This window comes from Uliginosibacterium gangwonense DSM 18521, from assembly GCF_000373965.1.
In the GTDB taxonomy this organism is placed as follows: Bacteria; Pseudomonadota; Gammaproteobacteria; order Burkholderiales; family Rhodocyclaceae; genus Uliginosibacterium; species Uliginosibacterium gangwonense.
The window spans coordinates 72328-93278 of sequence record NZ_KB892857.1 but is presented as its reverse complement, the minus strand read 5'-3'; the positions used below and the strand labels follow the sequence as shown (position 1 = coordinate 93278).

The 20951-nt window shown below is 57.7% G+C and carries 22 protein-coding genes and 1 tRNA gene; 9 read left to right on the top strand and 14 right to left on the bottom strand.

Annotated elements, in window-relative coordinates; genetic code table 11:
• Positions 1-40: 40 nt before the first annotated feature.
• The gene (gene zapD, locus B145_RS0114960; protein ID WP_018608393.1) at positions 41-796 is read left to right on the top strand and encodes a cell division protein ZapD; all 756 of its coding nucleotides are present in this window, start codon (positions 41-43) and stop codon (positions 794-796) included.
• Between the two features lie 126 nt (positions 797-922).
• Positions 923-2116 (top strand): class I SAM-dependent rRNA methyltransferase, encoded by a 1194-nt coding sequence (locus tag B145_RS0114955; RefSeq protein WP_018608392.1) that lies wholly within the window; start codon positions 923-925, stop codon positions 2114-2116.
• A 49-nt stretch (positions 2117-2165) separates the two neighbouring features.
• Here B145_RS0114955 and B145_RS28735 read toward each other — a convergent pair whose 3' ends face one another.
• From B145_RS28735 to B145_RS0114920, 7 genes are all read right to left on the bottom strand, one after another.
• Positions 2166-3815, bottom strand: a complete 1650-nt coding sequence (locus tag B145_RS28735; RefSeq protein WP_018608391.1) for a DUF3426 domain-containing protein — start codon at positions 3813-3815, stop codon at positions 2166-2168.
• Positions 3809-4702: a 50S ribosomal protein L11 methyltransferase gene (gene prmA / locus B145_RS0114945; protein WP_018608390.1), complete on the bottom strand. Its 894-nt coding sequence runs from the start codon at positions 4700-4702 to the stop codon at positions 3809-3811. The genes B145_RS28735 and prmA overlap by 7 nt, the downstream gene beginning before the upstream one ends.
• 2 nt (positions 4703-4704) lie before the next feature.
• On the bottom strand, positions 4705-6051 hold the full coding sequence (gene accC / locus B145_RS0114940; protein WP_018608389.1) for an acetyl-CoA carboxylase biotin carboxylase subunit: 1347 nt from the start codon (positions 6049-6051) through the stop codon (positions 4705-4707).
• A gap of 86 nt (positions 6052-6137) precedes the next feature.
• The gene (gene accB / locus B145_RS0114935; protein WP_018608388.1) at positions 6138-6587 is read right to left on the bottom strand and encodes an acetyl-CoA carboxylase biotin carboxyl carrier protein; all 450 of its coding nucleotides are present in this window, start codon (positions 6585-6587) and stop codon (positions 6138-6140) included.
• A gap of 54 nt (positions 6588-6641) precedes the next feature.
• Positions 6642-7154, bottom strand: a complete 513-nt coding sequence (gene aroQ / locus B145_RS0114930; RefSeq protein ID WP_018608387.1) for a type II 3-dehydroquinate dehydratase — start codon at positions 7152-7154, stop codon at positions 6642-6644.
• Positions 7155-7200: 46 nt separating this feature from the next.
• Complete coding sequence (locus tag B145_RS25805) at positions 7201-7743, bottom strand: TlpA disulfide reductase family protein (protein WP_018608386.1); 543 nt, start codon at positions 7741-7743, stop codon at positions 7201-7203.
• Positions 7727-8350 carry a hypothetical protein gene (locus tag B145_RS0114920; protein ID WP_018608385.1) on the bottom strand — a complete coding sequence of 208 codons (624 nt, stop codon included), beginning with the start codon at positions 8348-8350 and terminating at the stop codon, positions 7727-7729. Before B145_RS0114920 ends, B145_RS25805 begins: the two co-directional genes overlap by 17 nt.
• Positions 8351-8415: 65 nt before the next feature.
• On the opposite strand from B145_RS0114920, the gene mpl reads away from it, so the two are divergent.
• The 3 genes from mpl to B145_RS0114905 all read left to right on the top strand — a co-directional run bounded on the left by mpl (position 8416) and on the right by B145_RS0114905 (position 10629).
• Positions 8416-9777, top strand: coding sequence for a UDP-N-acetylmuramate:L-alanyl-gamma-D-glutamyl-meso-diaminopimelate ligase (gene mpl / locus B145_RS0114915; protein WP_018608384.1), 1362 nt, complete (start codon positions 8416-8418; stop codon positions 9775-9777).
• 136 nt (positions 9778-9913) lie between these two features.
• Entirely contained in the window at positions 9914-10498 is a 585-nt protein-coding gene (locus B145_RS0114910) for an SCO family protein (RefSeq protein WP_018608383.1), read from the top strand.
• A gap of 55 nt (positions 10499-10553) precedes the next feature.
• Positions 10554-10629 (top strand) — tRNA-Ala (locus B145_RS0114905).
• Positions 10630-10810: 181 nt separating this feature from the next.
• Here B145_RS0114905 and B145_RS0114900 read toward each other — a convergent pair.
• A complete protein-coding gene (locus B145_RS0114900; protein WP_157288445.1) occupies positions 10811-11128 on the bottom strand; it encodes a hypothetical protein in 318 nt (105 codons plus the stop codon).
• Positions 11129-11252: 124 nt separating this feature from the next.
• On the opposite strand from B145_RS0114900, the gene B145_RS29515 reads away from it, so the two are divergent.
• Positions 11253-11450 (top strand): MFS transporter, encoded by a 198-nt coding sequence (locus tag B145_RS29515; protein WP_342662019.1) that lies wholly within the window; start codon positions 11253-11255, stop codon positions 11448-11450.
• A gap of 57 nt (positions 11451-11507) precedes the next feature.
• On the opposite strand, the gene B145_RS27010 is transcribed toward B145_RS29515, so the two are convergent.
• The 4 genes from B145_RS27010 to B145_RS25795 all read right to left on the bottom strand — a co-directional run bounded on the left by B145_RS27010 (position 11508) and on the right by B145_RS25795 (position 14016).
• Positions 11508-11981 (bottom strand): MBL fold metallo-hydrolase, encoded by a 474-nt coding sequence (locus B145_RS27010; RefSeq protein WP_018608381.1) that lies wholly within the window; start codon positions 11979-11981, stop codon positions 11508-11510.
• Between the two features lie 201 nt (positions 11982-12182).
• Positions 12183-12500: a YciI family protein gene (locus B145_RS0114890; protein ID WP_018608380.1), complete on the bottom strand. Its 318-nt coding sequence runs from the start codon at positions 12498-12500 to the stop codon at positions 12183-12185.
• Positions 12501-12532: 32 nt separating this feature from the next.
• A complete protein-coding gene (locus B145_RS0114885) occupies positions 12533-13159 on the bottom strand; it encodes an FMN-dependent NADH-azoreductase (protein WP_018608379.1) in 627 nt (208 codons plus the stop codon).
• A 44-nt stretch (positions 13160-13203) separates the two neighbouring features.
• Positions 13204-14016 (bottom strand): alpha/beta fold hydrolase, encoded by an 813-nt coding sequence (locus tag B145_RS25795; protein WP_018608378.1) that lies wholly within the window; start codon positions 14014-14016, stop codon positions 13204-13206.
• Between the two features lie 117 nt (positions 14017-14133).
• On the opposite strand from B145_RS25795, the gene B145_RS0114875 reads away from it, so the two are divergent.
• Both B145_RS0114875 and B145_RS0114870 read left to right on the top strand, forming a co-directional pair.
• Positions 14134-15147, top strand: a complete 1014-nt coding sequence (locus B145_RS0114875; protein ID WP_018608377.1) for a GlxA family transcriptional regulator — start codon at positions 14134-14136, stop codon at positions 15145-15147.
• 96 nt (positions 15148-15243) lie between these two features.
• Positions 15244-15456, top strand: a complete 213-nt coding sequence (locus tag B145_RS0114870; protein WP_018608376.1) for a hypothetical protein — start codon at positions 15244-15246, stop codon at positions 15454-15456.
• Here the strand turns inward: B145_RS0114870 and B145_RS0114865 are convergent.
• A complete protein-coding gene (locus tag B145_RS0114865; protein ID WP_026259164.1) occupies positions 15449-16678 on the bottom strand; it encodes an MFS transporter in 1230 nt (409 codons plus the stop codon). The two genes, B145_RS0114870 and B145_RS0114865, sit on opposite strands and share 8 nt — an antisense overlap.
• A gap of 101 nt (positions 16679-16779) precedes the next feature.
• On the opposite strand from B145_RS0114865, the gene B145_RS0114860 reads away from it, so the two are divergent.
• The gene (locus tag B145_RS0114860) at positions 16780-17730 is read left to right on the top strand and encodes a LysR family transcriptional regulator (RefSeq protein WP_018608374.1); all 951 of its coding nucleotides are present in this window, start codon (positions 16780-16782) and stop codon (positions 17728-17730) included.
• Positions 17731-17996: 266 nt separating this feature from the next.
• Here the strand turns inward: B145_RS0114860 and B145_RS0114855 are convergent, their stop codons facing one another.
• Entirely contained in the window at positions 17997-20234 is a 2238-nt protein-coding gene (locus B145_RS0114855; RefSeq protein ID WP_245541877.1) for a nitric-oxide reductase large subunit, read from the bottom strand.
• Between the last annotated feature and the right edge of the window lie 717 nt (positions 20235-20951).

Sequence of the window (20951 nt, the reverse complement as noted above, 5' to 3'; positions counted from 1 at the left end):
TTTTTTCCTCGATGCGCGACCTCCATTTCAGCGGTTTGCGGTGATTACATACGAATACCCTCTGAACGAACGAATCCGGACGCTTTTGCGCCTGGAGGATCTGTTCGACCGCGTGCTCCACTTTTCCCTTGCGGACAGTGCTTATGAGCATCACACAGCATTGTTGTCGCTGTTCGAAATTCTGGATGTAGCCGGGCGCGCCGACCTGAAGGTCGATCTGGTCCAGGAGCTGGAGCGGCAACGCCAGATCCTGATCTCCTTCCGCGACAACCCGCAGATTTCCGAAGAGGCCCTTTCGGGCGCCTTGTATGAAATCGAGCAGGCCAGCAGTGCCTTGCTGGCCATGGCCGGGCGCATCGGGCAGTATCTGCGTGACAGCGAATGGCTGATGGCGATCCGCTCGCGTTCCTCCATCCCCGGCGGTGTGTGTGAGTTTGACCTGCCTTCTTACCATTTCTGGCTGCATCGGGACTGCGAACGCCGCCGCCGCGATCTGCAGGCCTGGCTCGCGCCCATGCTGCCGATCCGCGATGGGTTGAGCATTGTGTTGCGCCTGCTGCGCGAAAGCGGCCGTTCTGAGCACCAGCTTGCCCGACGCGGCAGCTTCCAGCTCATGATGACCGGGCGCAGCGCGCAGTTGATCCGGGTCTTTGTGCCCCGCGACCTGCAAACCGTGCCCGAGATCAGTGCCAACAAATACGCATTCAACATCCGCTTCGTTTTGCCGGATGTACTCTCCCGGCCACGCCAGGATGAATCCGATGTGCAGTTCGATCTGACCTTCTGCAGCCTCTGATTCCTGCTGTCAGATGGCGCCCAACCCCCTGTGTGCCTTGGGCGCCGGACGTGGCTTGTACCATGTTCCCTGCGGCCGGGGCTGGACCATTATTTCTCCCCAATTTGTTTCAGCGGAAACCTCTTCATGACAGAACTCATTCTCAAGCCGGGCAAGGAACGCTCTGTGATGCGTCACCACCCCTGGATCTTTGCCGGTTCGGTGGAAACCTTGCATGGTCGTGCCCATGCGGGAGATACCGTGGAGGTGATGAGCGAACACGGCAAGATGCTTGGGCGTGGCGCTTTTTCGCCCAAATCCCAGATCCGGGCGCGGATGTGGAGCTTCGACCCGCAGGAGAGCATCGACCACGCCTTCTTCAAGCGGCGTGTGGCCCAAAGCGTGGCCCGTCGCCAAGCGCATCCTCATCTGCGCAACCAGGAAGGCGTGCGCCTGATCCACGGTGAATCTGATGGGCTGCCCGGTGTGATTGCTGACCGCTATGGTGATGTCGTTGTGCTGCAATTGACCAGTGCGGGGGCGGAGAAGTGGCGCGATGCCATCGTGGCAGGCTTGGCGCAAGCCACTGACTGCAAGTGTGTGTTCGAGCGTTCGGATTCCGATGTGCGTGGCCTGGAAGGCTTAGAGCCCCGCGTGGGGGTGGCCTATGGCAGCATGCCTGCCGAGCGCATCGTGATCAATGAAAATGGCGTGCGCATGGAGGTGGACGTCGAGTTTGGCCACAAGACCGGCTTTTACCTCGACCAGCGGGACAACCGTCGCCTAACAGGGGAACTGGCTGCCGGACGTAGTGTGCTCAACTGTTTTTGCTACACCGCAGGGTTTTCATTGCAAGCCTTGGCCGGTGGAGCCAGTTCGGTGCTGTCCATTGATTCTTCAGGGCCGGCCTTGGCGACCGCCCAACGCAATCTGGAACTCAATCCGCAACTGGATGCCAGCCGTGCCAGTTGGTGGGAGGCTGATGTGTTTGAGGCCTTGCGTCAGTTGCGGGCAGAGGAGCGCAAGTTTGATCTCATTATTCTGGACCCGCCCAAGTTCGCACCCTCTGCCGCCCACGCGCAGCGTGCTGCACGCGCCTACAAGGATATCAATCTGCTGGGGTTCCGCCTGCTCAATCCGGGCGGTCTGCTGATGACCTATTCCTGTTCCGGCGGGATCGGGCAGGAGCTGTTCCAGAGCATTGTGGCAGGCGCTTCGATTGATGCCGGAGTGGATGCGCGCATCATCCATCGTCTCTCCGCCGCGCCCGATCACCCCATCGGCTTGGCCGTGCCAGAAGGCGAATACCTCAAGGGTTTGGCCTGCCAGATCAGCGGATGAGTTTTGGAGTAGGGTGGCGCTGCGTGTGAGCGGGTGCCACCCGTTGCGTTCAGGGGTAGAAGGAATAAATGCGGTAGCCTGCCGGTTCCTGCTTACCGGTTTCCAACAAAACGTTGGTGGTGACTTCTGAATGCCCGTCGAACGCGGGCATCTGGGCGTAGTTTTCCGGCAACCATTCCTTGGGTTTGAGCACCCGGCGGCTGATGGCGATGTCGAACTTGTCCGTCAGCGTCAATTCCAGGTCAGGCCACGCCACGCTGTAGTTGGCCTTGTTGCGGATCGTCACGATCAGGCGCGAACGGCCTTCCGGCGTCTGGTCTGCCACCAGATTGCTGCCGTCAATGATGATCTGTGCCGAATCACGTGGATAGGGCACCGTGCAGCCTACCTCGCGGCAGGCCTGTTCCAGATAGGTGCGGGTCTCTGGCATGGCGCGGGCGATTTCCACCCGGAACAGATACACCAGCTGCACCGTCGCCAGCAAAATGAACAGCCCGATGCCAAGCACCCAGGGCCATGCGCGTTTTGTGCGTCGGCGATCTTCCACAGGGCGACGCTTCTTGGACTTCTGCTGCTGCTCATGCAGGTAGAGCAGGGAAGTCTCATCCACCACAGGGTGCGTTGTTTTGGCTGCTGGGCGAGGGGGCTCGACCAGCGAATCATCCAGCATGTAGGTCATGCCGCCATGATCATCCTGCGACGGGTCGAAAGGGGCGACACCCAACTCGGCGGCAATCTTGGATTTGTAGGGTTCCGTCTTGACCGCGTGAGCGGGTTCCGCTGGTTCAACCGGGGTGGCCGGAGCTGCCGCCGCCGCGCCTTCAACGCCAGACAGATCGAACTCCATGCGGAAAGACTCAGCTTCCTTGGAGGCTGACGTAGGAGAATTCAGTTTGGCTGGATCAATCAGCGGTGGCGCGTCATGAATAGCGGGCAAATCAAGCTCTTCCGACAGCGGATGAGAGCGCAGCTGCGAGGTTTCGGCAACCTCCTGGAAGCCCCCCAGGGGGAGATTCGGATCAATTTCCCACCACGTCGCGTCCAGCGAGGGTTCCTTGCGGCCATCGGGCTCAATCGGAGGTTCCGTTGGCGTGGGGTCGGCGACTGGCGCTGATTCCACCTTGGGTACAGCCGGGTTGATCGGTGCCGGAGAGGATGGGGTTTGTGCAGCCTGAGGCGGAGCCACCGGGGCTGCAGCTTGTGGCCTTGTTGGTGCAGCCGGTACCGCTTCGGGCGCAGGGCGCGTGGGTGGCACCACCGGCTTGGCAACGTTGGGTTGCGCAGGTGCAGCGGTGACTGGTTTGGCGGTTGCAGGGGCTTGGGTGGCGGGGCTTGGTGTGATCGGTGCAGTGGGCCGCGTTGCCGCTACCGGTGCTTGCACTGGAGGGGTAACAGGGCGTGATGCGGCCGCACTGGCGGGTGGTGCTACTCGGGCAGAACTTGCCGCGCCTGTAGGGACAGGGGCTGCCGATGTGGGCGCAGGCACCGGAGCCGCCGTAGGGCGAGGCGTATTGGTGTCAGCCCCCGCCTGGGGTTGCATGGAAGATAGCGGCACATCGTCCGGTATTTCTTCCAGGGTTTGCAGGGCTGAAAAGGCAGTTTGGCAGGTTCCACAACGCACGCGCCCACCACGGACCCCGAGCTGCTCGGGACGGATACGGAAAACCCGTCCGCAGTTGGGGCAACGCGTGGTCAGCATGCCTTGCTGCCCTCCAGGCGAATCCAGCCTTCGTGTTCTGCACCCACGTGCAGATCAATCCAGGGCGCATAGGCGGCAATCACCTGCTCGGCCTGTTGGGCGAGCACCCCCGACAGCGTGAGGCGTCCGCCTGGGCGCACATGTGCCGCCAGCGTAGGGGCCAGCATGCAAAGCGGATTGGTCAGGATGTTTGCCACCACGATATCGTATTCACCACTCACAGTCACCGCGCTACTCTGCCATTGTGCCGTGTGCACGTCATTACGCAAGGCGTTGGCCTTGCTTGTTTCCACGGCTGCGGCATCAATATCGCAACCGAGTACCGAAGAAGCCCCCAGTTTGGTGGCTGCAATCCCGAGGATGCCAGAACCACAGCCATAGTCCAGTACCGTACATCCAGAGCTTACGGCGTCGCACAGCCATTGTAGACACAGCCAGGTGGTGGGATGCGAGCCGGTACCGAAGGCCATCCCTGGGTCCATCTCGATATTGATGGCTTCAGGGTGAGGTGCGGTATGCCAGGATGGGACGATCCACATCCGCTCGTTGATCTTGATGGGTTCGAACTGCGACTGGGTCAATTGCACCCAGTTCTGCTCGGCTACTTCTTCGACCCGAAAGTCTGGTACGGCATCCAGCCCGGCCAGTGCGGCGGCCTGGGCCAGCGAGGTGGCCAGATCGGCATCGGCATCGAACAGTGCCACCACGACACTTCGATCCCACAGGTGTTCGTTGACACTGCCGGGCTCACCGAACTGGGGTTTCTCTTCAGGGGTGCCGGCATCGGCATCCTCCAGGCTGACCGACAATGCGCCAGTTTCCATCAATGCCTCTGACAATGCGTCGGCCTGATCCGCTGCTGCCTTGAGGAATACCGAATACCACATGCTCAACCTTGCCCCGCGAGTTTCTTTTCCAGATAGTGGATGCTGGTGCCACCCTGCACAAAGTGGGTGTCAATCAGCAATTCCTGATGCAGCGGGATATTGGTCTTGATCCCATCTACCACCATTTCCGACAACGCCACACGCATCCGGCGGATGGCCTGATCACGCGTGTCGCCATAGGCGATGAGCTTGCCGATCATCGAGTCGTAATACGAGGGCACGGTGTAACCGGCATAGACGTGCGAATCGACACGGATACCGGGGCCACCCGGTGTATGCCACGACAGGATTTTGCCAGGAGAGGGGGTGAACTTGAAGGGATCTTCAGCGTTGATCCGGCATTCCAGTGCGTGACCACGCAGTACGATGTCTTTTTGCGTGTAGCGCAGCTTTTCGCCCGCAGCGATACGGATCTGCTCCTGCACGATATCGACGCCGGTGATCAACTCGGTGACGGGGTGTTCAACCTGCACACGGGTGTTCATTTCAATGAAGAAGAACTGGCCGTTTTCGTACAGGAACTCAAAGGTGCCCGCGCCACGGTAATTGATGCGCTTGCAGGCCTCCACGCAGGAATCGCCCACCTTGGCGATAAGCTTGCGGTCGATGCCTGTAGCAGGCGCCTCTTCCAGCACCTTCTGGTGGCGGCGCTGCATCGAGCAGTCCCGCTCACCCAGGTAGATGGCGTGACCATACTGGTCGGCCAGCATTTGGATTTCGATGTGACGCGGATTTTCCAGGTACTTTTCCATGTACACCGTCGGGTTGCCAAAGGCGGCCCCGGCTTCGGTACGGGTAGTGGTCACCGCAGAAATCAGCGCCGCCTCGGTGTGCACCACGCGCATGCCACGTCCGCCACCACCACCTGCTGCCTTGATGATGACCGGGTAGCCGACTTGGCGGGCCATCTTGACGATTTCCTTGGGGTCGTCTGGCAATGCGCCATCCGAACCCGGCACCACCGGCACGCCAGCAGCCTTCATGGCTTCCTTGGCGCTGACCTTGTCGCCCATCAGGGCGATGGTTTCAGGGCGTGGGCCGATGAAGGCGAAGCCAGAGGATTCCACGCGTTCGGCAAAGTCTGCGTTTTCCGACAGGAAGCCGTAACCGGGGTGGATGGCCTCGGCATCGGTGACTTCCGCTGCGGCGATGATGCGTGGAATGTTCAGGTAAGACTGGGAGGAGGCTGCCGGGCCAATGCAGACCGATTCATCGGCCAGCTTGACGTACTTGGCCTCGTTGTCGGCCTCCGAGTGTACCGCAACCGTACGGATGCCCAGCTCGCGGCAGGCGCGCAGCACACGCAGGGCGATCTCACCACGGTTGGCTATGAGGATCTTGTCGAACATGTTGTTCTCGTGAAAAGTGAAACGTGAAATGCGAAACGTGGGGGCAGGTGGGCCGGTGGCCCGTACCTACCGGATGGCTTTCACGCTTACCCGATTACAAACAAGGGTTGGCCGTATTCGACCGGTTGGCCGTTTTCGACCAGGATGGCCTTGATCACGCCTGCTGCGTCAGCCTCAATCTCGTTCATCAGCTTCATGGCTTCGATCAGGCACAGGGTGTCGCCCACAGCAACGGTCTGGCCGATTTCGGCAAACACAGGCGAGCCTGGGGCCGAGGCGCGGTAGAAGGAGCCGACCATCGGGGATTTGACGACGTGACCTGCGGGTAGGCTGCTAGCCGCTTCAGCAGGGGCTGCCGGGGCCGCAGGCGCTGCGGCGGGGGCAACCATCACCTGGGGTTGCGCCACATAATTGGCAGGTGCTGCTGTGGAATGCTTGGCAATGCGCACCTTTTCTTCGCCCTCGGTCACTTCGAGTTCGGCGATGCCGGACTCTTGCACGAGGTCGATGAGTTTTTTGAGTTTTCTCAGATCCATGTCTTACTCCACAAACGAGGCGTGGTGCGTGCGGTTGCACGCGCCACGCAATTGTCAGCGCGCCAACAGGCGGGTCAGCGCAAATTCGAGCGCGTATTGATACCCTTCAGGGCCCAGACCGCAGATCACCCCTACCGCCAGAGAAGAAAGATAGGTGTGATGGCGGAAAGGCTCACGGGCGTGCACGTTGGAGATGTGCACTTCTACAAACGGAATTGCCACGGCAGCCAAGGCATCGCGTAAGGCGATGCTGGTGTGCCCATAGGCGGCGGGGTTGATGATGATGAAATCAACCCCTTCCGAATAGGCGGCCTGGATACGGTCGATCAACTCGCCTTCATGATTGCTCTGGAAGGTTTCAAGCTGAACGGCCGCAGCCCTTGCGCGTGCTTCCAGCGCAAGATGGATGCCCTCAAGCGAGGTCTGCCCATAGATGCCCGGCTCGCGCACCCCCAGCATGTTCAAATTCGGGCCTTGCAGCACCAGAATTCGCGCTCTGGGTGTGGTCGAAGCTGCCTTGGCGGCATCCTCGGAGTTCCGTTTGTTGCTGGTTGAAGGTTTCTTCATGGCCGCGAGTTTGCCGCAAATCGCTGCAAGTTGTCCATCTTTCGCATCATCTGAATCCTTCCGTGTGAGGCGGCAGGCTGGCCAGCACTTGTGCTGGGCTGAGCTTGCCCACTACAAGCAGGCGGATTTGCAAGTTTGCATCAATCAGCACCGAAAAGGGTAGCCCGGCCGGCAGATTCCCCAATTTACGCAGCAGAGCGGATGTTTGGGCGCCCGGAGGCAAAACCCGTAGCGGGTAGTGTACGGGCGCTTGCTGCAGGTAGCTGCGCACGGCGGGCAGATCGTCCCAGGCAACGCCCACAATCTGGAGCCTGCCCTGGGTCTGCTGCGCCAGCTGGTCTAGCTCCGGCATCTCCGTTCGGCAAGGCGCACACCAACTCGCCCAGAAATTGACCAATATGGGCTGCCCTCGCCATTGCTCCAGTGTATGGGGCTGCCCCTGCAAATCAAGCAATGATTGCGCAAACAAAGCCTCGACAGCCGCTGAGGAGCTGCGGCGATACCACTGCCAGGCGCCGCCTGTAGCAATCATGAGCAACAACACCAGGGCAAGGCCCCGGCGCCAGCGGTGCTCAAACCTGGGGTTCATCGTGGCTGGTTCTGGTGAGCAATTGCTCGAAAGCCTCCAGGCGCATCTTTTCGCGTGCCGCCCCAGTCGGGCTGCGGCGCGGGGCACGCTCGGCCTTTTGGTCGAAGATGGTCAGGCGCATCGGTACTTCTCCCCAGTCAAAGAGCAGTACCGCCTCAGGGGCGTCGTGATCGCGGCGGCGGACCTCCTTGTGTTCATAAGGCAGACCCTTGCCGAGCAAAAATATTTCCACATCCTTGGCGCTGTCGGCGTAGATCTCCAGTTCCACGTCTGAGAACGCGCCTGCCGTGCCCTCCAGGACGCCACCGGTGACGTAAGGGCGGAACGGTGCGAAAAAGCGCATGGCCTCAACCGCCGCGCCGCGCATTTCCTGCAAACGCTCTTTGTCCTCGTCATCGCTATACAAATCACGCCAAGCCCGTAGTGCCTCTTCCACCTCTGTGTTGGTGGGCAGTTCCCGCTCCGGGGCACCTAGCTGGCGGGCCGCCTTGCGCTTGGCAAAACCATAATCATGGATACCTTCTTCAGCAATCAATCGGGCTGCCAGTGCGGCGATATTGCGGCGCAAATTATCGGGACGGGGAGGAGAAGACGGATGATCAGGCATCAATGGCTCGCTCACAAGGGTAGAATCCATGTCTATTGTACATATCTGCCTTCAGGCATTTGACCATGCATATTCACATACTGGGCATCTGTGGCACCTTCATGGGCGGCATCGCCCTGATTGCACGCGCCGCTGGTCACACGGTGACAGGCTGCGACGCCAATGTCTACCCGCCGATGAGCACTCAGCTTGCCGAGCAGGGCATCGCCCTGGTCGAAGGCTACTCGCCGGACCAACTCTCGCTCTCGCCAGACGTCTTTATCGTCGGCAACGCCATCTCGCGCGGCAACCCGCTGCTCGAAGCCATTCTCGACAAGGGGCTGCCCTACACCTCTGGTCCCCAATGGCTGGCGGATAACGTGCTGCGCGACAAATGGGTGCTGGCTGTGGCCGGAACGCATGGTAAGACGACCACCTCGTCGTTGCTGGCCTGGATTCTTGAACACGCAGGGTTGAACCCGGGCTTCCTGATCGGCGGAGTGCCCGGCAATTTCGGTTATTCGGCACGCCTGACAGACTCCCCCTTCTTTGTGGTGGAAGCGGACGAATACGACACTGCCTTCTGCGACAAGCGCTCCAAGTTCGTCCACTACCGGCCGCGTACCGCGATTCTCAACAACCTGGAGTACGATCACGCGGACATCTTCCCTGATCTGGCCGCGATCGAAACGCAATTCCATCATCTGGTGCGCACCGTGCCGCGCCACGGTTGCATTATCGCCAATGGCACCGAAGCCAGTCTGGCCCGTGTGATCGAGCAAGGCTGCTGGAGCGAGACGGAATGGTTCGGCGGCGCAGGCTCCTGGCAGATTCGTGACCTGGACGAACACGACAGGGTGGGCTTCTTCCACAATGGAGCCGCCCTGGCCCAGTGCGAACTCCCCCTGACCGGCCAGCACAATCGCATGAACGCGCTGGCCGCGCTGGCCGCCGCCCGCCATGTGGGGGTGAATCCCACCCACGCGGCCGAAGCCTTGTCCCACTTCCGTGGCGTCAAGCGCCGCCTGGAGCCACGGGGTACCGTGCGCGGAGTCACCGTCTATGATGACTTCGCCCATCACCCTACCGCCATTGCCACCACTGTTGCCGGTTTGCGCCGCCGCGTGGGCGACAGGCGCATCTTGGCCGTGCTCGAACCCCGCTCCAACACCATGAAGCTCGGCGTGATGAAAGCGCAATTGCCCAACAGCCTGCAAAATGCCGACCACGTTTATTGCTATGCCCACCAACTCGGCTGGGATGCGGCAGAAGCCTTGATTCCGCTTGGAAGCAAGGCCCAAACCTTTGACAACCTCGATGTCCTGGTCGCAGCCGTAGCCAAAGACGCCCACCACGGCGACCAGATTCTGGTCATGAGCAATGGCGGATTTGGCGGTGTGCATGAAAAACTGCTCACTGCGCTGGCCCACAGCGGCCATGGCCAATAGAAAACTAGGCATAATCCAAACGGATATGCATATTGCCAATTGAGAGGGCGGCCAGTGCGCACTGCGCTGTGCACTGGCATCAACTGGATTCGTCCTCTTGCAAGTGATTCTGAACCACTATTTCGGGAGGGTTCCCATGCGCAAGCAGCTGCTCAGCTTGTTGATTGCATTCAGCCTGTGCCTGTTTGCCGCATGCAGCTACCGCTATAACGGCGTCGACATCAGCAACAAAGACTACGGTGCCGCCCTCAGGTTATCCGACTTCAACGGCCAGCCACGGAGCATGGCAGACTTCAAAGGCAAGGTTGTCGCCGTCTTTTTCGGCTACACCCAATGCCCCGATGTCTGCCCCACCAATCTTGCCGCCTTCCGCGACCTGCTCCACAAACTCGGCCCCGATGCCGATCGGGTGGCCGTCCTCTTCGTCACCCTCGACCCCGAGCGCGACAACCCTATTCTGCTCAGAACCTACATGGGCGCCTTCGACCCACGCTTCCTCGCCCTGCGTGGCAGCCTCGAAGAAACCGCCCGCGTCGCCAAAGCCTTCAACGTCATCTACGCCAAACAAGGCGACGTGGCAGGCGGGCGCTACACTCTGGACCACACCGCCAGCACCTACCTCTTCGACGCCCAAGGCAAAACCCGCCTGCTCGAACGCTACGGCGAAACCCCGGAACGCCTCGAAGCCGACCTGCGCCAACTGCTCAAGGAAACCTCCTGACGACCCCCAAGGCTTGTCTCCATCTATAAACATGAGTAAAATAAAACACTCGCGTGGGGGGGTAGCTCAGCTGGGAGAGCGTCGCGTTCGCAATGCGAAGGTCGGGAGTTCGATCCTCCTCCTCTCCACCACCCGAATGTTTCAAGACGTCGCAAGACATACACAAAACCCGCACAGCACAACGCTTTGCGGGTTTTTTGTTTCTCATAGCGTGTCATAGCGTAGCTTGACATCGCGCCTTCCGTGACGGTACACGCGGTGTACCGCCAACCGTGTACCGTCAAATCTCCGGAAAGCCAAGCCAGATAAGGCTCAGGCAGAATCCCTTATGCCCCTTACTGACATCACCATCAAGAACGCCAAACCCAGCCCGGACGGCAACCCGGCGGCTTTGATTTCGGCAAACAACTTCAGAGCAGTGCGCCGATCACGCTTGGGGCGGTGAGTATCGACTTCCAGCGCCTTGATCAGATACGCAGCAAAGGGCCCAATCTTGGTGTCCTCGGCGGCTCGCCGCTTGTATTTGGGCTCTCGCCTCTCACCCTCATTGAGCCAGCGTCGAATCGTCTTGCGGGTCAGGCCTGTGCGTCGTTCAATCTCCGACAAGGACAGCCCATCACGGAAAAACATACGTCGAATAATTCCCAGATCTTTTATGGTGATCATCTCCTTTTAGCCCCGCTCCAGAACCGAGCAGGAAGGTTAGTCACCTGGGTAATTTTCAACGCGCACTACTTACGCAAACTGGATCATATTGGTCGCGCGCCAACAACTGTTCGCAGCTTTCAGTGCTTTGTGCGCAGGTTTTCCGCAAGCCACTGCGGCTGATCTTTCGTGGGTGCTCAATGCCTATACTGTGGCTTATGCCACGATGCTGATCCCATCTGGAGGGCTGACAGACCGACATGGACGCAAGAAGGTGTTTCTCGTAGGCGTACTTCCCAGGACTTGACCTTTGCCATCAGCATCTCCCAAGCGCGATGTTTACACGTGTGAGATAGGTTATCACTTATTTACGGATAAGTTCTAAATCGAAAGCTGCTTTTCGTTCGGGGGCTCCCTGCGTGTTTTTGTGGCTAGTCCAATAGTCATATTCCATGTAAGAAACCCAGGCCTTGGCGTTTGGGTAAGTAAACACTCCAGCACGATTTCTCAGCCCGCTGATGTGGTCGGCATGGAAATGTGAGATGAGGACGGTATCGATGTCTTCCGGCTTGTACCCAGCAAGACCCAGACTGTTCACGAGTTTTCCAGTCGTTTCCGTTGGTGAGCCAAACTTGCCCAAGCCAGTATCAAGAAGGATGCGGCGGGAGCTGGCAACGATGAGGTACGCGGTGAACGGAAGTTCCACATAATCGGTACTGAGCCCCAGGTCAGAAGCCAGCTTTTTGACCTCCGCGAACGGGGCATTGGTTACATACTTTTCATTAAGAGGTAAGCGGGTGGCACCATCATGTAGTGCGATGATTTCAACCTCTCCCATCTTGACTCGATGGAATCGCTCTTAGGGAGATCCGGCAGCCCAAAATTCGAAGGGGTCTGAGCAAATGAGGTTGCCGAGGGTACGATAGACAGTGCCGAGATGGTCGTGATGGATGTAAGGAAATTGCTCCGCTTCATGCCGTTTACCTAGAGTTTGTAATGGTCTGAGTTGGATTCTTTGAAGGCATATACCCAAGACATGCTATGTCTTTGGAATTGCCTTTGCGTCTGCAGCCCAGTGGCCCGAAAAATTTTCAGCACGAATTACGGGCTCGGTGGCTTGGACATCGAAGCTGACCAGCTTATGAATATGGAATGGGTCTTCGGCGATCATGTTCTGGATCTCCGCCTGCTCGGATGCATGTGCGAGCACGAAACCGCCAGCCTTGGCGTGTAGCGGGCCAGCAAACAGGATGTTGCCGGTCTGAATGTATCGAACCAACCAGGCTTTGTGAGCTTCCAGTTGCGCCTGGATGTCTTCGGGCGGACGCAGGTAATTCAGGGTGATGGCGAACAGCATATGGCGCTCCTTTTCGTTGCGTGGCCTGCGGGTTATTTGCTCTGGAAGATCGCAAGTGTTGCGGCGATGGCAGAATGGGCGTGCTGGATGCCTGCTTCCTTGATCTGTGGGCCTTTCGATACGCCTTCTGCGCGAATGAAGTGAACATCGCGAATTCCCAGAAAACCGAAGAAGGTCTTGAGGTAGCTTTCCTGATAGTCCATATGAGTGAATGGGCCTTCGGCATAGAAGCCGCCACGTGCTGAAGCGATGAATACCTGCGTGCCGCTGACCAGCCCGACCGGCCCGGTTTCGGTGTATTTGAAGGTACGCCCAGCCTGGGCAAGCCGGTCCAGCCAAGCCTTCAACTGGCTCGGCACGGAAAAGTTGTACATCGGCACCCCGATGACGATTACATCGTGAGCGAGAAATTCACTGACTAGCGCAGCGGAAAGCTGATGCTCCTGGCGTGTGGCTTCATCAAAATCGTCCAAGCCGGTCGGCCGGAAACCTGCCGCAATTGCGCCGGTGAGGTGGCGGATCTCATGCTTGACCAGGTCGCGGTAGGTCACGCTGGCATCGGGATGGCTGGCCTTCAGTTGTGTGACGATGGCAGCCGACAACTCACGGGTAACGGAGTTGCCGTCCAGGATGCTCGAATCAATGTGCAGGATGTTCATATCTATCTCTCTGTCAGGGGGGCAGGGTTGGGAGTGGGGAGGTTTCAATGTGTTGCAGAACGTGCCGCCTCTCGTGCGGCACGGTCAATCCACGCTGTGACGGCAAGCGGGCGTGAAATCATGGAAAGGTGGCTGGCGGGAATACTCCGCACGCGGGCGCCTATCTGTTGCGCCATGGCTTTTTGCGCGGTGAGCGGTAGCGCCTGATCGAGACTGGTCTCCAGATACCAGCTGGGCTTGGTGCGCCACGCTGCCTGCGTGACAGGTTCTGCAAAGCTGTTGGCTGCGATGGGTTGCTGTACAGCAGCGAGCTGGCGTACCCGCGCGAGCGGTAGATCGCCCGCCATGATCTTCTGAAACTGCTCGGGTTGATCGAGCCAGATCAGACCCGCTTCGTCCGGCGCAAGCCCCGTCATATGCACATCCAGGCGCTGTAATAGCCCGGCCACAGATTCGCCACTATCGGGCGTCAGGGCAGAGAGATAGACCAAGCCCGCTACGTTCGGCGCGTTGCCCGCCTGGCTAATCACAGCCCCTCCCCAGGAATGGCCAACCAGCAGCACCTTGCCGGGCTGGCGACGTAAGACCTGTTCAGTACTGGTAACATCATCGGCCAGCGAGTTCAGGTGGTTCTGGACTGCCGTAACGTGATAGCCCATGGCTTGCAGCCGGGCGATGACAGGTGTCCAGCTTGATCCATCCACAAACGCGCCGTGGACCAGCACGATGTGCTTGATTCTCGCCTCATCAGCAGCAGAGGCTGCTGGCGCATGACCCAGCATGAGCGCGAAGCTCAGGGCAGCCGCGAGCTTGCCGAGCCATGGGCGGGGGCGTGGTGTTCTGGTGGAGGTTTTCATGTCAGCAAGGTCTGTGAAATCAATGCCTCCTAGTCTAGAGAAGGTGCCCGTTTTGCGTTAGATGGCAAATCAGCCATACTTCATGCAAAGTTCGCCAACCATTTTTCGGAGCTCCGCATGCGGATTGCGATTGTTGCAGTGGAGGGCAGCCTGCTATCTGCCATAGCGGGCTTGTCCGATCTGTTCTGGATTACCAATCAGGCGCTGCGTGCGCCGCCCGAAGGTGCGGCGCAGGGGCTGGCGATCCCGCCTGGGTTGGCGTTTGAAACCCGTATCGTCAGTGCTGATGGACAGCCTTTACGTGATCCTCAGGGCCGCCTGATCCCGGTTGACGAGGGCTTTGCTGGCGGGGAGGCATACGATGCCGTTCTGGTTACCGGCATGGCGCTGGGGGCGGACAGACTGCCACCAATGTCTGCGTCCATTCAGCAGGCGGCGCGCTGGTTCCAGCAGAGCCATCAGCAAGGTGCATGGGTAGGCGCGGCCTGCGCGGGTACCTTTGTGTTGGGGGAAGCAGGCCTGCTTGATGGACGACGTTGCACCACCACGTGGTGGCTGCATCACGCCTTCAAACGGCGCTTTCCCAAGGCGCATGTCGCGTGGGGGGCGGCGATTGAAGAACAGGACCGTGTCGTGACGACAGGTGGACCACTCTCTTGGGTCGATCTGGCCTTGCACATGATCCGCCGGCTGGCTGGAGCCGATGTGGCCAAACTGGCTGCCGACATTTCGGTGGCCGACAGTCAGTCGCTGCCGCAATTGGTCTATGCACCACGAGGTTTCGTCAATACCGCCGACCCTTTATTGCTGCAGGCAGAGCAAATCATTCGTCATGAACAGCCCGGCATGACTGCAGAACGGCTGGCCAAGGCGCTCAACCTGAGCGAGCGGACCCTGCATCGTCGGCTGAAGGAACTGGTCAATGAATCACCCAAAGCGTTCATTACCCGCGTCAGAATCGAAACCGCCTGCATGCTGCTGGACAACCCCGGCGCCAGTATCAAGCAGGTTGCCACCCAATGTGGCTACAACGATGACACTTCATTCCGGCGCGCTTTTTTCCAACTCATCGGGATGTCTCCTGTCGACTACAAACGCTGGTCAAACAGCCGCAATGCCCGCCCATCTTGATAAGGCGCGGTACGCGGGGGTGAATCGTCCTGCATTTTGTAGTCACCGTGACGTCTGCATTTCTTCAAAACCGGTTGCCCAGGTTGGAAGTGTCGAATGGCTGCTTTGGCCGAGGTTCTGTCCAAAAAAACCGTGGTCTGCCGGCGAATTTTCTTCTGGGCGATATCCGTTCGAACCTCGGCAAAACAGAGGTTGATCAGTCTGAGAGGGAAAGGCAGCAATACTGCGGATTGCTGCCGGCAAGGTGCGGCGATCGAACTAGCGATAAAAAAATATCGTTTCCGAAGCGTGCGCAACGTTCTCACCTAAGATTCTTGTCTTCAGGCTCAGACCAGAAACGCACGGCAAGTGCGGCCAGGGCAGAGATCGTAGCCATACTGGTCACAGCAATCCATCCCCATTGAGCCAGTAGGGTACTGCCTAACGCGGCGCCTGCCGCCATGCCGATAAACATGCTGACGAAAAGAACGGCATTCAGACGGCTGCGGGCCCCCGGATCGATACCATAGATGATGGATTGATGTGCAATCAGCGTCGTTTGTACCCCGAGGTCGAAACCGACGGTGCCGATTCCGAGTAGCCAAAGTTGGGCAGTCGCAGACAGGAGCGGGGAAAGGCACATTATCGCGAAGAAAAGCGCAGTTAACCCAGCCCCTACGCGAGTCACAAGTTCCGGTCCGCGACGATCGGTCAGGTGGCCTGCCACGGGTGCGGCCAAGGCACCGACAGCACCGGCAAGCCCAAAAGCGCCAGCCGCTGCACTGCCCATGTGGAATGGCCCAGCATGTAGCATAACAGCCAGGGTGGACCAGAATGCACTGAAACCTAGGGACAACAATCCCTGGGACAAGGCCGCGCGGCGCAGAGTGGCATGGCGACGCAGGAGCTTGAGCAGCGATCCCAGCAATGCCGGGTAAGTCATGGTGGTGGTCGGCGAAAAGCGGGGCAAGGCTCGCCAGAGCGCAACGCCACTGAGAGCTACGCCAATGGCGGCAAGGACAAACATTGAACGCCAGCCGAAATGCTCTGCAACAAAGCCGCTGATAACCCGGGAAAGCAAGATACCAAGGAGCACGCCGGTCATGACACTGCCAACGACTTTCCCGCGCCGGGATGCATGTGCCAAGGTTGCTGCTGCGGGCACGATGTCTTGAGCAACGGTGGCGGTAATTCCTATCGCCAAACTTGCAGCCAGCAACATACCAAGGGATGGAGCCGCAGCAGCCGCGAGAAGCGATATCACCAGCAGGGCGGCTTTTATAAGAATGATGGAGCGGCGATCATGACGGTCACCCAATGGGGCGAGCAGCAGAATACCCGCAGCGTAGCCCAGCTGGGTCAGGGTTGGTACAAAGCCGATATCCAGAGCGCTGACACCAATATCCACCGCCAGAATGCCAAGCATGGGCTGACTGTAATAGAGAGAGGCTACGGACAATCCGGCCCCAGTGGCTAACAAGGTGACTAAGAATGCTGGCACTGGCTTATCGGCGATTGTTGATGCCGGGTAGCTCAAGGAAGAAGATGACATGACAGAACTCCAAAGAGGTAAGCGTGGGGACACCCTTATTCTCCTGATACATGAATTGTGTTGTAGTAGCCTAAGACAAAGAACTGTTATACGTTAAGAGTATGAACAAACTGTCAATTGGCGCTGATCGGCTGGATCTACTGGAAACATTTGTCCGAATCGTTGAGGCAGGCAGCCTATCTGCTGCCGCGCAGCAACAAGGGACGACCCAACCGACTGTCAGCCGTCGGTTGCAACAACTCGAACGCCTTATGGGCCTCCGATTGTTGCTGCGTTCCACGCATGCCATGAACCTTACTGAGGATGGCGAGCGTTGCTATGAACATGCCAAGGAGTTGCTTGAGCGCTGGCATGCCATTGAATCGGATTTGCGGGGAGTCCAGGATTTACCACGAGGCAACCTCCGGGTCTTGGTGCCATCGGTGTTCGGACAGCAACAATTGATACCCCCGTTAATCGAATTTCTAAACGGACATCCCAATGTGTCTGTGGAGTGGCTATTACACGACCGTATGCCCGATTTCATCGCGGAGGGCATCGATTGTGCTATCCGAATCGGCGCTGTTGATGCTCCGGGATTGATTGCCATCCGCCTGGCTGAATTACCTAGGATTGTTGTGGCGGCCCCTAGCATCTTGGGTGACGCACCATTACCCAATGATCCGGTAGCGTTGGCACAACTGCCATGGATTGCGCTGAATACGTTTTACCGCGATGAGGTGGTGCTGCACCACACTCAGTTCGGAGAAGCAAAGCGATTAGCGATCCATCCCCGATTATCGACAGATCATCTTCATGCACTCTGTAATGCTGTACTGGCCGGCATGGGAGTGGGGATTGCTTCAGCGTGGGCAGTTGCCGACGCGTTGAGCGACGGGCGATTGATTCAACTGGCCCCTGATTGGTCTGCGCCGCCCTTGCCGATCTCGCTGGTATATCCCCCCGCGCGCTTTCGCCCAGCTCGCCTAATGGCGTTCATCCAAGTGATGCGAGATTACCTTCCCCAAGTACCCGGAGTTCGATTGCCTAGTTCTCATCACGATCTCAATTGATGTGGTCGGACAGAATCAAATCGGCAGCTAGACGGTGTATACCGGACGCAGGGCAAGATTACCATTGGACGCCCGCTTGCCGCCCCAGGAATCACGCACACCGACCCACGCCAGAGTGGGGATATTTACATATACGACAGAGGGTGATCGATTAATAATTGATCGGCCATTTATTTTAACCGTTGGACCACAGTCCAACTGAACCGAACATGCTGTAAACATTAGGCCGTGTCGAACCATCATCAATAATCAATCGACCATATTAATTACATGGCAATGCGTTGATCGGATTCCTTTGCTGCTGTGCGCATGCCCAGATAGCCTTTGATTGATGCGATGACCAGTGGTACGGCGCCGCCCAAGATGAATACCACATCTCCTGGCATGCGCATCCACTCGAGCAGGCGAGCCTGATCACCGCCGGTATAGTCAAGGCTACGCGCGTGCCAGTAGCCATGTTGCACCACATCCCACACCTGTAGTACCCCACTTGGGAACAGGCTCAATGCCACCATCATCGCTAGTCCAACATTGGTTCCCCAGAATGCAACTTGGATGTACTTTTCGATTCCGGCCCAGCGAATGTCATTGCTGGTCTGACGTAACACAAACACCATCAAAGCAATCGCCAGCATACCGAAGACGCCCATTAACGCGGCATGGCCGTGATTCGGTGTCAATTGAGTGCCTATCTCGTAGTAGCTGATAATCGGCAAGTTGATCAGGAAACCGAAAATGCCGGCTCCGACAAAGTTCCAAAAACCTACTGCCATCAGAAAGTAAAACGTCCACTTGTGGGGTACGGCCACTGCTTTGCCGCATACTTCACACTCGCCACGCGTCGTGCGCACGAAATCCCAGGCGTCGAGTGTAAGCAAGGTCAGCGGGACCACTTCCAGCACGGAAAACAAGGCCGAGAAAGCCATGTTGACGTTGGTTTGGCCCGTAAAGTACCAATGGTGACCAGTGCCCATCAGGCCACCCAGAAAGTAGAGAATGGCATCAAGATAGATCACGCGCAACGCGACATTGCGCCGTGTCAGGCCTAGTTGATAGAACGTCAGTGCTACGACTGTCGTTGCAAAGAATTCAAAGAAACCCTCCACCCACAAGTGAATGATCCAGAATCGCCATGTATCGACGACGGTGTAATTGGTCTTGGCACCGAAAAACAGGGCCGGAATATAGAAAACCGGAATCGCCAGCGCAGCGACCAGAAACATTCTGACAATGGGCCTCACTGCCTTCTGCGATAGTGTACGCGAGCGCAGCAATATCCATAGCAATACGAACCACACCGATAAACCAACTACCAGCAAGAATTGCCAAACGCGGCCAAGTTCCAGGTATTCCCAGCCCTGATTGCCGAACCAGAACCACCATTGACCGAGCAGTTGCGAAATCCCCAACCACTCGCCGATCAGACTGCCTGCGATCACAACTGCGAACGCGGAAAACAGCACATGCGTCCAGCCGGTGAGCCAGCGTGGCTCGTCAGTACGAAGCGAGCGGGCAAGGAACAGCGCAGCTGCAACATAAGAGGTTGCGATCCAGAAAATTGATGTTTGCAAATGCCATATGCGCATCAGATTGCTAGGAAAGATGTTTTCCAACTTGATGCCGTAGAAATTTCCCGGATCGGCGCGGTAATGCGCGACGGCGCCGCCGACCAGGGTTTGCATCAGGAACAAAAGCGCCACGACCACGAAGAACTTTACCAACGCATTCTGGCCCCGGCTGGATTGTCCCGGCAGCAACTGTGGGTGAATGTGATGGCCACGGGAAATCCAACCCAAATAATCGAACTTACCGAACGCCAGTAATACGGCAGCGGTGCCAGCCAGCAACACCATCAGACTCAAAGCGCTCCACAGCAAGGCACCCGGCGTGGATTGATTGCCAACGCTGGGGTCGTACGGAAAGTTGTTGGTGTAGGAATATTCCTCACCGGGGCGGTTCGCCACCGAGGCCCAGGCAGCCCATGAAACGAAGGCCGTGAATTGGTGCAACTCGACAGGATCGCTAATGAGGTTATCCTTCAAGCCACCATTGCGCGAAGGATCTCGGAAATAGTCAGCCCAGTATTTGAACTGTTGGCGATAAGCCATAGCTTCTGGCGCCGTCAACTGCAGGATGTCCTTGGCTGCGTCATAACGGTTGGTTTTAAGCACAACAGCTGTTTCGGCATGGACTGCCGCTTGCTGCGAGCGTGTCAGTGCAGCCAGAGGCTGATTAAATTGCTGCTGTGCGATAGTTTCAGCCGTGTCTTCGCCGATGCGATGCAAGGCTTCTGCAGAATAATCCGGCCCCAGATAGGCACCGTGGCCCCAGATGCTGCCATTGTCCATCAGGCCATATTTGAGAAATACTGCTTGGCCTTCACCTATATCATTACCGCTGAAGAGGGTAACCCCCTTGTCGTCCACCACCAGGGCGGGAATCGGCGGCGCATTGTGGTATGCAAGCGTCGTTATTATGATCAGCCCGCTAAAGCCAAGCACCATCACGATCAATATCGCGCGTATCCACCATGGAGACAGCGGGCCTTCGTCTTGATCGGTCAGCGGTTGCGCTGCGTCACTCATGATGAGTTCCTTTGTTCATGTAAGGGTCAATAGTGGTGCAGTGCTTCTGCTTGATCTGCGAACGCGAATAGGGTCCGCGACAATGGGCCCGTCAGGGTAATATCGGGTAGCGTGGCTTTACCTAGCCTAGGTAGATATCCCTTGTCGCAAGCATAGACTATTTAAACTATGCAAACCGGGAAATTGTCGGCTTTAATATATTTTCAATTCAAGACCATGTTAATGACAAGGGCAATTAATTGCTTCAGGACTTTGCAAATGTATCGTAACGGTCGTTTGCAGAGCTGAACGCTTGTGATCTCTGACTTGTTTGTAGTTGACGCACTATCTGCAAGGACTGGTTGATGACTTCTGATTTGAGACAGATTACCTACACCCCATTCAGGGGCATATAGAAGGTAAAGAGGGTTCTAGTCTGTCGCGCTACCGAGTCAAGCTGCTACGCTCACTCCAACTGATTGCTCCACTGTTGTGCAAGTTGTTCACACAAATTTTGAGTTTGCGTGGAGCAGGCGAGCATTTCTGTTAAATCAGATTTTCTTGGGTCCGCTCCTTCGTGCATGGAACGAAAGAGCGCCAAAATCCCGTAAAGATGCCAATTATTTTGCATCTTATACCCCTCAGGAGAGCATTGGA